Source organism: Dyella sp. (genome assembly GCF_035508675.1).
Classification (GTDB): domain Bacteria; phylum Pseudomonadota; class Gammaproteobacteria; order Xanthomonadales; family Rhodanobacteraceae; genus Dyella_B.
In genome coordinates this window covers 1-13,621 of the sequence record NZ_DATJMN010000111.1, presented here as the reverse complement: position 1 = coordinate 13,621, position 13,621 = coordinate 1, and the positions used below count along the sequence as shown (strand labels likewise).

Annotated in this window: 12 protein-coding genes and 1 pseudogene; all 13 read right to left on the bottom strand. The window is 58.5% G+C overall.

Translation table 11 applies throughout. The features are described 5' to 3' along the window. A pseudogene (locus VMA74_RS06660) lies at positions 1 to 345 on the bottom strand (glycosyl hydrolase); the annotation flags it as partial. Between the two features lie 472 nt (positions 346 to 817). After that, positions 818 to 1,552, bottom strand: a complete 735-nt coding sequence (locus tag VMA74_RS06655) for a hypothetical protein (protein ID WP_325365855.1) — start codon at positions 1,550 to 1,552, stop codon at positions 818 to 820. 106 nt (positions 1,553 to 1,658) lie between these two features. After that, positions 1,659 to 2,894, bottom strand: a complete 1,236-nt coding sequence (locus tag VMA74_RS06650) for a PQQ-dependent sugar dehydrogenase (protein WP_325365854.1) — start codon at positions 2,892 to 2,894, stop codon at positions 1,659 to 1,661. 62 nt (positions 2,895 to 2,956) lie between these two features. After that, positions 2,957 to 5,149, bottom strand: coding sequence for a hypothetical protein (locus tag VMA74_RS06645; RefSeq protein ID WP_325365853.1), 2,193 nt, complete (start codon positions 5,147 to 5,149; stop codon positions 2,957 to 2,959). Positions 5,150 to 5,525: 376 nt separating this feature from the next. Further along, positions 5,526 to 5,738 (bottom strand): cold-shock protein, encoded by a 213-nt coding sequence (locus VMA74_RS06640; RefSeq protein WP_325365852.1) that lies wholly within the window; start codon positions 5,736 to 5,738, stop codon positions 5,526 to 5,528. Between the two features lie 301 nt (positions 5,739 to 6,039). Next, on the bottom strand, positions 6,040 to 7,272 hold the full coding sequence (locus VMA74_RS06635) for an ABC transporter permease (RefSeq protein ID WP_325365851.1): 1,233 nt from the start codon (positions 7,270 to 7,272) through the stop codon (positions 6,040 to 6,042). A gap of 10 nt (positions 7,273 to 7,282) precedes the next feature. Then, entirely contained in the window at positions 7,283 to 8,590 is a 1,308-nt protein-coding gene (locus VMA74_RS06630; protein WP_325365850.1) for an ABC transporter permease, read from the bottom strand. 463 nt (positions 8,591 to 9,053) lie between these two features. Next, on the bottom strand, positions 9,054 to 9,794 hold the full coding sequence (locus VMA74_RS06625) for a LytTR family DNA-binding domain-containing protein (protein ID WP_325365849.1): 741 nt from the start codon (positions 9,792 to 9,794) through the stop codon (positions 9,054 to 9,056). After that, positions 9,791 to 10,807, bottom strand: a complete 1,017-nt coding sequence (locus tag VMA74_RS06620) for a sensor histidine kinase (RefSeq protein ID WP_325365856.1) — start codon at positions 10,805 to 10,807, stop codon at positions 9,791 to 9,793. The genes VMA74_RS06625 and VMA74_RS06620 overlap by 4 nt, the downstream gene beginning before the upstream one ends. Before the next feature lie 345 nt (positions 10,808 to 11,152). Continuing rightward, complete coding sequence (locus VMA74_RS06615) at positions 11,153 to 11,698, bottom strand: hypothetical protein (RefSeq protein WP_325365848.1); 546 nt, start codon at positions 11,696 to 11,698, stop codon at positions 11,153 to 11,155. A 354-nt stretch (positions 11,699 to 12,052) separates the two neighbouring features. Beyond that, positions 12,053 to 12,736 (bottom strand): CPBP family intramembrane glutamic endopeptidase, encoded by a 684-nt coding sequence (locus VMA74_RS06610; RefSeq protein WP_325365847.1) that lies wholly within the window; start codon positions 12,734 to 12,736, stop codon positions 12,053 to 12,055. A 63-nt stretch (positions 12,737 to 12,799) separates the two neighbouring features. Next, positions 12,800 to 13,078, bottom strand: coding sequence for a hypothetical protein (locus tag VMA74_RS06605; RefSeq protein WP_325365846.1), 279 nt, complete (start codon positions 13,076 to 13,078; stop codon positions 12,800 to 12,802). A 75-nt stretch (positions 13,079 to 13,153) separates the two neighbouring features. Next, positions 13,154 to 13,549 carry an SgcJ/EcaC family oxidoreductase gene (locus tag VMA74_RS06600; protein ID WP_325365845.1) on the bottom strand — a complete coding sequence of 132 codons (396 nt, stop codon included), beginning with the start codon at positions 13,547 to 13,549 and terminating at the stop codon, positions 13,154 to 13,156. Positions 13,550 to 13,621: the final 72 nt, after the last annotated feature.

Genomic DNA, 13,621 nt, shown 5'->3' with positions numbered 1-13,621 from the left:
CAGGCCGAGATTGGGCGGCGGCCCATAGAGCTCGTGCAACAAGGCCCTGCGCTGAAAAAAGTTCAGCTTGTGCTGGATCAGCCAGGCCGAAGAGTCCGTTATCGCCGCACCGAAACCGACCATGGTTTGAAAACGTTTCTGCAGGTCTATGACGATATCGGCAGGCAACGAGCTGCGGGCGGTCATTGTGATATCCGGCTGCTGCGCAAGCTTCAGCCGGCGATCTGCCGTGCTCAGCCACACCTGGACCAGGGGCATGATCGGCCGCACCGGCACGGCAACGTTGGGTTTTGCCGCAGGGTACGTGAAGCGTGGCGCATAAAGGGCGAGCAGCGTAAGCAGCATGAGCACGGCGGTTGCGGCGATGAACGTGCGATGAGACCCTGGCCTGCGTTCAGTCATGGCGCGCCATTCGCCCGCTGCGCACGTTGCACTTCATTTGGATCATGCAGCTTCCTGGTTTCCTGCGAAAAAGGGGCGAAGTGCTTTTCTACATGGGAAACGCCCCATGGGCCAGCGCTATTTCCGTGACCGGCTTCGTCGATTACCTCGATTGTTCTCTCGAACGCCTCGGCGTGAGTGGCCGCCGCCTGGGAAGATCGTCTCGACTCTGCCGCCGCCCGCGCGGAGTTCGTCGACCTGCACCGCAAGACGCATGCCCCACCCCCGCGGATGCCGTGATCGGCCCCCAAAGGGCGACAGCACCTCTGGCTGCCGGATCGGCATGCGGGTCCGCCTGGGCCGGCCCGTTGCTGGGATGCCGCGGAAAGGATGGCGGCAAGCCGTTCGGGACGATTTATTGCAAACCTCACAGCATCTAATGAATCGCCTGCGACGCTGGACCCGTCGGCATGGCTGCGCCCTTCACGGGAACGAGTGCGCCGACGCTGACATGGCCCCAGCCCTGGAAATAGGTGTCCCCTGCTTGCCGAAGCTTTCTCAACGCCATGATCGGCTGCACAACACCCAGTCCTTCGATGGCGACTGCCGTATTGTTGGACCAGGGATCCAAGTGGCTTGCTATAAGTGCATCCCAGACATGGTCTCTGATCACCCACCATTGCGCGCGGAAACGCCGTTCGGCATATGCAGCGACATTGGCGTCACCGTAATCAGGCAGCATTCTTGCCACAAGTGCATCGGCTTGTTGTCGTTCCTCGGGCGTGCTCTGCGCACGCGCCGATGCCAGGATTGAAACGTAATACGGGTCCTTGCGTTCGGCTGCGAGCGTTAGCCACGCAAGCCCTTGCACTTTATCAGCGGCCACGCCTCGTCGGCCGTTGAAATAATCGACGCCCAAGGCGAACTGCGCGCGCTTTTCTCCCCAGCCGGCAGCATATTTCGCCTCGCTGAATCCGCTCTGGTTAGCACCCCTCTGCCAGTCGTGAACGGCCACGCAATAGTGGTATTCCCCGGGAAGCAGCTTTTCCAGCGCAGGGACGCAGGTATCTGCTTTGCGGTCAGTAGCTTCTGCCGCTGGGTGGCAGATCAGTGCCGCAGCCAGAAAAAACCAGCTAAGCCCGATGTGTTTTATTGCCCGAACCATGTCCATTTGCTCCGAAGCGCAATGCCGAGGAGCCTAGCATTGCAAGGGCTGGCCGGCCACGTGATAAATATGCCTGCTTTGGGGTACGGACACTCGCCCCGAAGACTTTCACCTACGGCTTGACCGGTGCAATCCTCAACAAAGTACCGTTGCGGTCTTCGGTTACCAACACACTTCCATCCTGCATTTCTGCCAGTGCCACAGGTGACCCCATCGGATGATCGCCCGGTGCATTGCTCCAGCCCCAAACCAGATCCTGTGGTTCGCCACGCGGGCGGAACTTCTCGTCAAGATCCAGGCTAACGATACGGTGCCCTAAGTCGCGATAACCGTGGTAGCCGATGATCAGGTGATGACGCTGCCCCGGCAAAGCATGGCCGTGGTAGATCAGCATGCCCAACGGTGCAGCATGCGGTGGCAACAAGCGTGTTGGCGCCGCTTTCTTACTGCAATCGTATTGGGCGTTTTCGGGGCTTGGCCGATTGTTGTCGAAGCAATAAGGCCAACCGTAATCGGCGCCGGCAATCAGATAGTCAAGCGTATCGTGTGGAAGATCGTCATCGGAAAGCTTAGGATCTATTGCATTGATAGCATCGCGTGCGTTGACGGCATCAATGACCTGGTTGTTCGGACTTACCACCAGCGCCATACTGTTTCGAAGTCCTCGCGCAAATACCGGCAGCTGCGCGGCATCAAGTGGATTATCCGCTCCCAACTTGGCGCGAAGCACAGACCCGCGCGGCGGTGTTTCTTGTGTTTCAGGGCATATCGTTGGTCGCGACGGATTTCTGATGTATTGATCGCAATTGTCGCTAGCACTGCCTACATTGATATACAGCGAACCGTCCGGCGCTAGCGCTATCGATGGAAGCGGATGACGGCCAGTAGTGGGAAGGTTCACCACCACATCCTTCGACGTTGCAGCCGGGTCGGCTGCTTCGGGATCGACGCTTATAATGCGACCTGCCAAGCCGATCAACAATCGTTTATTTGGCATCACGATAATCGCGTTAGGCCGGTCGAGCCCACTGAGTACTACTTGCGGATGCTGATTACCTCGTAACCGAAAAAGACGGCCTTTGCCGGCAACCCAGTCCCCATTGTCGACTACGTAAATATCGTTACCAAGCGTTGCCACACCTCGCGGAAACCCAAGGTGTTGCGCTACCAGGCCTACGCAGGTTCCAGGGGCGGTCTGAAGATCAACGCGTGGATAGCCGCCGCAAGTGCCCGAGGTCTGATAATTCTCGTGAGCATGCGCGGTAGGTGCCGCACCGAGCGCGAAGACAGCGCACGCCATGAGGCTACCAAGAAGTTGATGCCAACCATCGACAGTATGACGATTCAAAGGAACCTCCTGTTCATTCTAAAACTGTATCAATCGCTCACCGACAGCACCGGGTCCGCAAACTATCGTGACGCGTACTTCTTCCAGCCAAGACGGGCCGCACGTTGAAAATCCGGCGTAGGACAAATTTGGCCGAACTTGTTGGCCCACGGCACGTACGCTCCATGCTTGACATAAAGGCGATACGTATAGGCGAACGCCGCGGTGGGATCATGACCATCCACGGCCGGCGCCTGATGCATCCAGTGCGCAGCGTGGCAAAGAATGGCTGCATAGGCTTGCGACCTGGCAGGAACAAGCTGTGACGCTTTGAGCGCTTCGTTATAAGCGGCGTACCAATGCCTATCGTGCAGATATTGCACGCGGCTGAGCGCCGTCACGCGTGCGGCCTCCACTGGCGACACACCGGGAAACTGATACGTTGGCTCACCTCGATGGGCCAGATCCGGATCGCCGCCGAAGATGCTGTAGTAGTGGACGCGTGTTAACAATGCGATTGTATACCAAGCTTGCGCGCGTGCGATGCGCGAGGCGTCACTCGCAATCCTGTCTTTCGCACTTACATAGTCTTCAAGCAGCTGCAATTGGCTTCGCGGCTTTTCGGGACCATCTTGCGAAAGGCCATCCACGTAATCGCCGCCTTTTGGTTCGGCATATCGAAGTGCCAAATGAATACGGCCCTCGCGAATAAGTCGCATGGCCAACGTTGCCCTCAAACTGTTGCCTGCCACATCATCGGCTTTACCCATGGCATGGGAATTCACGAAAGCAATCAGCTCCGGGGTTGTTAAAATGCTATTGGCGATATAGTCAGCTTCACCTCGATTGTCTATGAAAAGGTGTTGCCGTTCACACGCAAGAATATTGCTCAACGCCAACTCAAACTCGCCTCGCGATCGCTCCAGCTGTGTCAGCTCCGTACAAACGCCGTCGACGTTGAAATTTGACAAACCACTGACAGTAGTCGTCAAGGTATCGGAGGTGGTCAGTCTGTGCGCTTCCACCAACGCCCGCTCTGCGGACTGCAAATTGCCCTCAGCAAGATCAAGCTTTGCGCGGAGCCACCAGGCCAATGCGCTGTTTTGCCCAGCCAACAATTTACGTGCAAAAGCGAGATCGTTGACCCGATAAGCCAAGGCAGCCAAATGATCGGGAGCTGCGATCTCGTTGGTGGGCCAAGTCTTGGCGGTGTCCAGAATCGACTTGATGCCCGACATGTTGTAGAGCGCAGGAGACGATGGATGATTCGTATACGCGTCCGTGTAATTGGTATAGACGAGCTGACCAAGGTCGCCGTTGTCATTGATCGCAAGTGCGTAGGCCACCAGGATCTTCTGCACAAGGGGATGATGCTCGGCATTCGACATGGAATTGACTTCGCCGTACAACGCCTCCGCAACCCACTTCAGCGATGCCACAGCTTGACTCGATCCGTGGCTTGCTTGTTCGGCATAAAGCTCGACGGCCCCGGCAACGTCGCCGCGCGCCCGAACCAGACGAGCCTGTTCGCCGAAACTCGATACAGCCAAACCTTGCGGATCGGGCATGCCCGCTTTGGCCAAGGTGCGCGTCAACACAAACGCATCCTCCGCCTTGGCTTCATCTCCGGTTGCTCCACGAAGCGTCAAAGACCTGCCCAACATATAGGCCGCATCGACGCCCCTAAGACGCTTCTGATCGTCAGGCAACTTCAACAGGGTTTCAAAACGGGAGATAGCGCGATCGAGCGCCGCCTTCTTTTTGGCAATCGTGGAATTGTCACCCTTGTCCGATAAGTCGGGCGCAGGGCCTTCATATGGCTCGACTACATGGGGATGTGCAACGCGAAAATCCATCGCACCGGCGATGTACATACGAATCGAAACCGGTAAATCCTTTCCCACAGCATAAGCCGCATCGCCGTCCGGAGCAGTTCGCATGGCTTCAACTTCCGAACGCAGATTGGACGGAACGCCGTCGTAATCCGCCTCAGCCATCTTTTTCAGAAACTCAGGATAAGACACCCATGAGGAAGATTGCCTGATATTCCTCATGTCGAGGTCTTGAAGTTCGACGTCAATCAATCCATCGCGGGGCGAAGGCAGGAGGTTTATGGCTTCAAAATCAAAACCATTGTAGGGTGGATACCGTAAAAAACCTTCCGGCAAATACGGCTTTTTCGACGTCGCATAGGAAACAGAACACCACGCCGCAAGCAGAAAAAGAATGGCACAGCGCCACGCGCAACCAGTCCTTGAGAACACGTAACCGTTCAAAGCTTTTCCCCTAGAACTTACCCCACCCAACTGCGTTGCATCATGAAAATGATGTATATCGCAAAAATAAAGTAGAAGCCGCCCCTTACAACGCTTATTAAAGCGCTTCAAATATAGCAATTTGAAGTCGCAGTCGAGGCATCTTGCAGGCCCTTCGGAAAGGAGTGCCCGCCTTAGACCGCCAAAAAGGACATTTTTAAAACAAATTCAAGAGCCTGTGGACCTGCTGATCCAGGCATAACGTCATTGCTGTCCATCGCGCGCGCCGTTCTTGCGAATAGATCCCTAGGGATGTGCCACGAGCCATCTCCGGTGTCGACTCAAAAAAAAGCCCGGCATGATGCCGGGCTTTTTTATTCCGTAATGGCAGTAGCGCTTAGACCACTTGCACCTGTTCTGCCTGCAGACCCTTTTGGCCCTGGGTCACGTTGTACGAGACTTTCTGACCCTCGACCAGGCTCTTGAAGCCCGAACTCTGGATCGCGCGGAAGTGCACGAACACATCGTCACCGCCGTTGTCTCGACTGATGAAGCCAAAACCTTTGGCATCGTTGAACCACTTCACAGTACCGGTTTCTGTCTGGGACATGTTTATTTCTCCTTGGAACGAATAAAGCCGCATAGCGGCGGAAAAGCTGGTCGCAAGGAGGAAGCGGGTACAACGGTGTAATGGATCTACAACATCGGGCCACAATTCATGGTGACCCTTGAAACTCAGCCCCGCCACAATATAGGGCTTTGGCCCAAAGTGCAAATGGCTGGGCGACCGGTGGTTCTGAACGGCACGTCCGCTTCGGGTGAAAGCAGACACTCACCCTACCCGCGATAGCGCCATCTATGGCGCAGCCCCTCCACCTTCGTCTCGTCTAGCGTGATCCTTCGCAATAAACTCATGCACTCCGCGTCGCCGCCACTGGCGGCACATGCGAAGCGCGCAACGCCGGCCCCAGCACGGCGAGCTGGCCGATGGCCCACAGCGCCAGCGCGCCGACCAGGAAATAGATGCCGGGCAGCCGTGGCAATTCGTAATGCATCATCAGGAACACGTTGATGCCGTAAGCCAGCAGCATGCCCAGCACAATGCCGAAGCTCACCAGCAGGAAGTTTTCGGTCTGGAAGTAGCGCAGGATGTCGCCGCGGGTGGCGCCCAGTGCACGTCGCACCCCGATGCTGCGGCGGCGCTGCCCCACCCAGAAGCTGGCCAGGCCGACGATGCCCAGCGTGGTCACCGTGAGCAAGGCCACGATCACGCCCACCAGGATGCCGGCCATGGCGCGGTCGTCGGCAAAGAACTTTTCGCGCAGTTCGTCGTAGGTACGTTGCTGGGTCACCACGCGCTTCGGGTCGGCCTTTTTCAGCGCGGCCACGGCCGCCTTGAGCACGCTCTCGCGGTCCTGCGGACGCGTGCGGATCACGTAGCTCCAATCTTTGCCCGCGCCCATGAAGATCGGCAGGATGAATGAGTAATGCGCCGTAGCGTCGTTATAGGCATTGCCGCGCACCAGGTCGGCGAGCACGCCGACCACCCGCACACCCAACTGATCGGTGAGATAGATCGTCTTGCCGAGCGGGTTCTGCCCCGGCCACAGGCGGTCGGCCAGCGCCTGCGTGATCACCGTGACCGCGGGCAGGCCTTTCGTGTCGCCCTTGGCCAAGCCCTTGACCACCACGTCCGCATTGACGAATTCGTCCGGCGCCAGGTATCGCCCCGCCACCAGCCGCGCACCCATCGTCTGCGGCAGGTCTTCGCCGAAGTAGCTACCGGCAGTGACGGTACGCTCGCGCTGCGCCGGATCGAGCTTGAGGTTGGAATTCGAGCCGCGGCCTTCCATCGGCAAGAAGTTGGTCAACGCCACCGCCTGCACGCCAGGCACCTGCCGCAACACGGCAAGGTCTTCCCTCGCCCGTGCATAGATGTCGGGCGTGGGCGCGATCTCCGCCAGCTGTATCTGCACCAGCGCATGTTCGTCGATGCCGCTGCTCATGTGCATGTGCTGCAGCCGGTGGCCGATCATGAACAGCGCGTTGCATACGATCGCGCAGGTCAGCGCGATCTGCAGGATCAGCAGCCACGAAGTGGTTTGGTGCCGCCGCAGCGTGGAAAGTATCGGTCGCAGTTCCATCGTGGTGCCCTCATTGGCTTTTCAGTTGCAGTGCGGGCGCCACCTGGCACGCGCGCCAGGCCGGCAGCAAGCCGGCGAGCAGGCTCGCACCCAGCGCCAACAGGAAGGTGGTCAGCAACATGGCGGGATCGAGATGCGCCAGCGCGGCGTAGTCGGCCGGCCGGTGCCGCACCATCCACAGACCGAGCAAGGCCAGCAGCAGGCCGCATGCCCCACCCAGCAAGCCGACCACACCTGACTCGACCAACAACTGCGCAAACAGCGCACGCCGCGAAGCACCCAGCGCGCGGCGCACGCCAAGCTCCGCGCCGCGGCGCAGGAACTTCGCCAGCATCAGGCCTACCGTGTTGATCAGGCAGACCAGCAGAAACGCGAAAGCCAGGCCGGTTTGCACGCGCACGTCGTCAGGCACTACTTGCTGGTAGTCCAGCCATTGCATCAGGTTGCGCAGGCGTACGTTCGGTGCCTTGGCGAAACGGCCCAGTGCTTTCTGCTGTTCCGAATAATGGACCAGGAATTGCTCGTAATCGGCGGCCTTGGCGGGCGTATCCAACTGCACCCAATATTGCAGCCACACGCAGCTCGGCGACGGATAGATGCGCCCCACGCCGCCGGTGCCGTTGCCCCAGCAATCGCTGGAACCTTCGTGCTGCAGATGCAGGTCCAACGCCGACTGCAACGGGATGAACACCTGCTCGGCATAGCCGTAGGAGCCGGTATTGAGATCGTAGAAATGCGGGCTGGGCGCCCAGTCGCCGAGCACGCCCACCACGCGGAACAGGCTGTCGGCCATGCGCAGGGTGCGCCCCACGCTGTTGGCGCCGCCGAACAGACGCTGGTTGAGTTCGCTGCTGATTACCACGTCACGTGCTTTCGCCTCGTCGTCGGCGCCATTCCAGCCGTGGCCGTAACGGAACGGCGCGCCGAACATCGCGAAGAAATCCGCGGTGGTGTAGCGCGCTTCCACGTAGAAAGGATCGGTCATGGAGGAATCCGGCTCCACGGGCACAGTGCCGCCGGTCATCAGGGCCTGGCGATCCGCCCGCTTGGCGTGCAGCAGGTTGAGGCCATCGATCAAGGTGAGCTGGTCGGGTGGCTCCCTGCCCGGCATGGAGCCGCTGTTGTCGCGCGGATCGAGTTGCGGGTAATACAACGTATCGCTGCCGCCGGGCACCGGGTCCACGGAAAGCACATGCAGCACGGTGAGCGTGGTCATCGAAGTACCGATACCCAGCGCGATCGCCAGCACCATCAGCGCAGTAAGTGCCTTGTTGCGCCTGAGGCCGCGCAAGGCAAGATCGATGTAGTAGCCGAACATTCGCTTTCTTCCATTCGCGCTTCTGACGGGCAGGAGCGTGATCTGGCGGCTAGCGGCTGGCAGCTGATTTGGGGTGAGTGGAGACGTTGGCGTGGTGACGGGGCGTTAGTAGAAGCACTCCGAAACTCAAGGACACTTCTATAATTTGCACTCAAACGAAGTGGGCAGCTGGATCACGATAACCGGTTCCCTCCCCTGCTTGCAGGGGAGGGTTAGGGTGGGGTGCGAGCGCAGCGAGCGGCGAGAGTCGAACATGGCTTCCATACAACCATTTCCTCCGGAAATTCAGTCGTACGCTAACGCCCAAGCAACCCCACCCCAGCCCTCCCCTACTGCCGCAGGGGAGGGGGCGTATCGTGGCGAGTATCAAACGTTGTCATGCAGATGGTGATGTTGGGGTTCGCCCTGTGGGGCTCACCGCCAACGAAGGATCGCGCCATGGCCTTAAGTTCGGAGCATGATGTTACCAGCCCATGCGCGCAAACAGCGCATCACGATACCGCCGGCTGAGCCGCAGAACGCGCCCATTGTGCAAATGGATTTCATAGTCGCCCTTGAACAGCGGCGTGAGCGATCCGATGCAAGCCAGGTTCACCGCCGTCGACTTGTGAATCCGCACAAAGCGCTGCTCCCCCAGTTGCGACAGCAGATCCTGCAGCGTCCTGCGCAACAGATAGCTGCGCGCAGCCGTGTGCACGTGAACGTAGTTGTCGTCGGCCGCCAGCCATTCGATCAAGGTGGCATCGATCAACTGCAGCCGCTCGCCATCCGGCACCAGCAAGCGCTCGCAGGAAGCAGCCCGTGCCCGCCCCATCGCGACTGCCGCCGCGCCGGACTCATGGGCACGCAGCCGCTCTCTCACGCGTTGCATGCTGCGCGCGAACCGGTCCTGGTCGTAAGGCTTGAGCAGGTAATCGATCGCATTGAGGTCGAACGCCTTTAACGCATGCTCGTCAAAGGCGGTCACGAACACGGTCAACGGCGCGCGCGATGGTTCGAGCTGGGCAGCCACTTGTAACCCCGACAACGCAGGCATTTGGATATCGAGAAAAGCCACGTCCGGGCGGAGCTGTTCGATACATTGCGCCGCGGACAATCCATCCTCGACCGATCCAACCACTGTCACGTCCGGCTGCTCCACCAGCCAGCGTTCGAGCTTTTCGCGGGCCGGCGCCTCGTCATCGGCGATCACGACGCGGATCATGGCAGGGCATCCGCCAGCGGTATCCGGACGCGCGCAGCAACACCGTCGCCTTCGTTGCACACGCGCAGGGATGCCGCACCGCCGTAGATAATGCTCAACCGCTCCCGGCAGTTGCGCAGCCCTACCCCGTCACGATGTTCCGACGATAGCCTGGAGCCGGAATTGCCAACGACCATTTCCAGCGCATCCGCTTCGCGCCGGGCGCTGATGGTGATGAGAACCGGCGTCACCGCGGGCTCGACGCCGTGCTTGAACACGTTTTCCAACAAGGGCTGCAGCAATAGCGCCGGCACGGGAACGTGCAGCAGTGCCTGATCAGCCTGCCAGCGCAGCGTCACGCGGTCCCGAAACCGCTCCTGCATGATCTGCGCATACAGCTCAAGCGTACGCAATTCTTCAGCAAGCGGCGTCATCTCGTTCTCCGTCGACCGAAGACTGATACGCAGCAGATCGCCCAGCGCCGCAACCAGGCGGTCGGCCCGCGCCACGTCGGTATGCATCAGGGCCGAGACGGTATTGAGTGCGTTGAACAGAAAATGCGGCCGCAACTGCCCTTGCAATTGCGCGAGCTGTGCCTCCGCCAGCGCTTTCTGCATTTGCAATAAATGGTGCCGCTGAACTTGCCACTGCCCGTAAGAATCGATACCGAACAGGATGCCGAGCCACAGCCCGGTAAAAATCGTCAGCTTGATGCTCTCGTATATAAAAACGAAACCCCAGCCCGGGTGCTCATAGATACGGCCCACCGCGGCATACACGCCATGTCGTATGGGATAAACCATCGCAATCCACGTGATGAAAACCAGCGGCAGCCAGCGCAGATAACGACCGAACCAGAGCAAGGGCTTGTGCAGGTACGGCGCATAGCGCTCACGAACCCTGACTGCAAGCAACATCCATCCGGTTGCGATCAGTGCAGAACTCCCCTCCCACAGAACCGGCTCCCACCAGCTCGTGTGCGGATTGTGCAGCTCATTCTGGATGGAAACGCTGATCATGAGCAGCCAGAACACCGCCCACAACGCCCACAACGCGCCCAAAGTCCTCGGAGGGAACATCGCGCCGTAGCCGGTGTGGCCGTCTGCCCGCGGGTGGCGAGATAACACGTTCATGGCGAGCGAGTGTAGCCGTACCCGCGGCGGCGGGCGCCTTCTGTGTGGCAAGCGGGACTTGGGCGGGGTAAAGCGAGGAAACTAGGGATGCTCTGATTTAATCCACCGCAGGCCGCAGCGGCCCTGTGTGTTCGCATAGCTTCGGTCCATCGTCTCGACAGACCGCCAGTCTGCCTTCGCCGATGGCCCTGTGCTCTGCGAACACACAGGGCCGCTGCGACCTACGCTGAATTAATCAGAGCATCCCTAGCGCATCCGGTTCATGGGCCGGTGATCTTCCGTCAAATGGACCACCGTGGGATAGGCTTGCGACAGCTGGGGATAATATCTCGCCACGATCGGTAGCCAATACTTGGATTGATCGGCAATACGGAGACGGAAAGTCGGCATGCCTCCTGGCCTGTAGTAACTATCCAAGGTAAGCAACAGGTCGCCGACATAATTGATTTTTCCGGGTTCGATGGTAAAGGGCATGCGATACGACGTCGACGCACCTGCCACCGACCCCAACTCCAGATCGGTCCAGCTGTATTCCCCTGCCGGAAGCTCGATGACAATGAGGTTGTTCCGCTGCGGAAGATTGAGCGTCGTCGCCGCCGACAGGCCATGAACCTTGTCGACTTTGATGCTGGCAGCCGGGTACGCCACGCCGCCCACCGACCATACCAGCACGTTGGCGACCATGACGCCGGTTCCCGCGGGCAACGCGGCGGTGTCCTTCATGATCGGATCCGTCGAGCAGCTGGCGAGCAACATGGCCAGCGGCAAGAGCCACAGCTTGCGTAATGACATACATTTTCCCCTGTATGAACCGGCTTTCTGCGTTATACCCCTCGCATCCCTCGCGACACCTGGCGCTTGTACTCCAAAGCCACGGTTCGTGCTTGGCTGTGCAGGCAAATCTTGGGCGAGATTGCGGAATTTCGCAATCCTGTGAGGGGTGATGCCAACGTGCTGACTCAAGCCAAGGCTTGTTGCGCCTTCCGACCGAGGCTCGGCACGGGTGTGCCCGACCGAAGGTCCGCCTCCGGCCAACAACGACCGGTCGGCTATCTCAGATGCATGCGGCAAAGCGGCCATTCAAATGGCCGGGATGCATAACGCTGAAGTTAAGCGGCGGCGAAGCCGTCCGCCTTGAACGAATTGTTAGCCTTTACTTGCTGACAACGCTGCCTGCGCACGATGGCGGGCGGCGACCCAAGGTACGAATAGCGTGCCAACCACGTCAATGATGAAATGCGCGATAATGCAGGCAAACAAGTTACCGGTGTAAATGAATAGAAATGACATGACCAACGAAATCCAGAAAATGGTAGCCAAGGCCTTTGCGCCATACGCGAAGTGCGCAGCCACGAATACGAAAAGCGAAACAACAAACGCAATTGTTAGGCCACCCAAAACGTCTTGGCCTATGCCTATGGCATACCCACGATAAAGAACCTCTTCCGCAACGGCCGCCGTAACAACGACGAATAACCTACGCGGTACAGAAAGACTGTGGATTTTCTGATATAGCTTCGAGCCATCTCTATCTTTGAAGCCGAGCTTCGTTACCAATATCTGCAATGCGATTGCACCAACTACCATAGCGATGACTGCAACGACGACACTGGCGAGATCAAACCATCCGAACGGTTTGACGCCGATGCGACCTAGCCAGGCAGCACCCCCGCCATACGCAGCAATCACCAACGTTGCGGCAGCAAGAAGCCAAAGCACCAACCGGCCCGGAATCGAGAGCGAATTGAGGGAAAACCTTTTGGCAGCAAGTACGAACAGTAACGGGCCGCCGAGCGAAACCCCTAGACCAATACTGAGCATTGTTATCATGAGACTCCCCTGCGAAGACTAACGCTAGAGTTAAGCGGCGCCGGAGGCGTCCGCCTCAAATTGTTAGGTAGACCTTTTACCGTCAAATTTGAGAAAAAGGAAAAAACCAACAACTCCCGCAAGCGGAATGAATGCTCTGCCCAGCCAGACACCTGGTGCACCTATACCGACCAAACCAAGCAAAAAGGGAATAATAAGAAGCCCTAGTACCAATAAGAATATGGGAACTAGAGCGAGCTCGGTGCGTCCAGCCTTCCAAGCTCGATGCGCACCAACGCCGATGGCAAGCAAGCAACAAGCACCACCCCAAATTATGATTGTGCTGATGTCTGTCTGATTCATTCGACTCCCCCTTGTTTGGACGCCTAACGCCTGCGTTAAGCGGCGCGCGGATAGCGCGTCCGCTTGGACGATGAGTTAGACGGCTGCACCGACGAGGACCGCAGGACCGTGCGAGTTGTCGATGACCATCCGCCAACCACCGTCTTCACCTTTACGGAATACACTCGTTGCAATGGACTCTTTTTGGAATGGCGTTCCGTCCGGAGTAACCCCAGTGAAGCGCCACCTTGACGTGAAAAGCGCGATGTCGCCTGACTCAAGTACGTTAGTCTCGATCTGCTCCGCCACACCTTTGAGAGCAAAAACACGCGAGAAAAAACTCCTGAGTTCTTGCTTCCCGCGAGCCAGCCGCCCTGGCTCGACAACAAGCACAGCGTCATCTTCATAGAAAGCCAAAACTGCCTCTAGATCGGACCGACCAAATGCCTCGTCGAGTTTCTTAACCGCATCATCAGGGGTGTTTGCCAACATAGAGCTGCCGCTGCCTGCTTAACCACTATCCTATCAAACATAAATTCCCTCCGTTCAAGGGGGAAAAGTTGC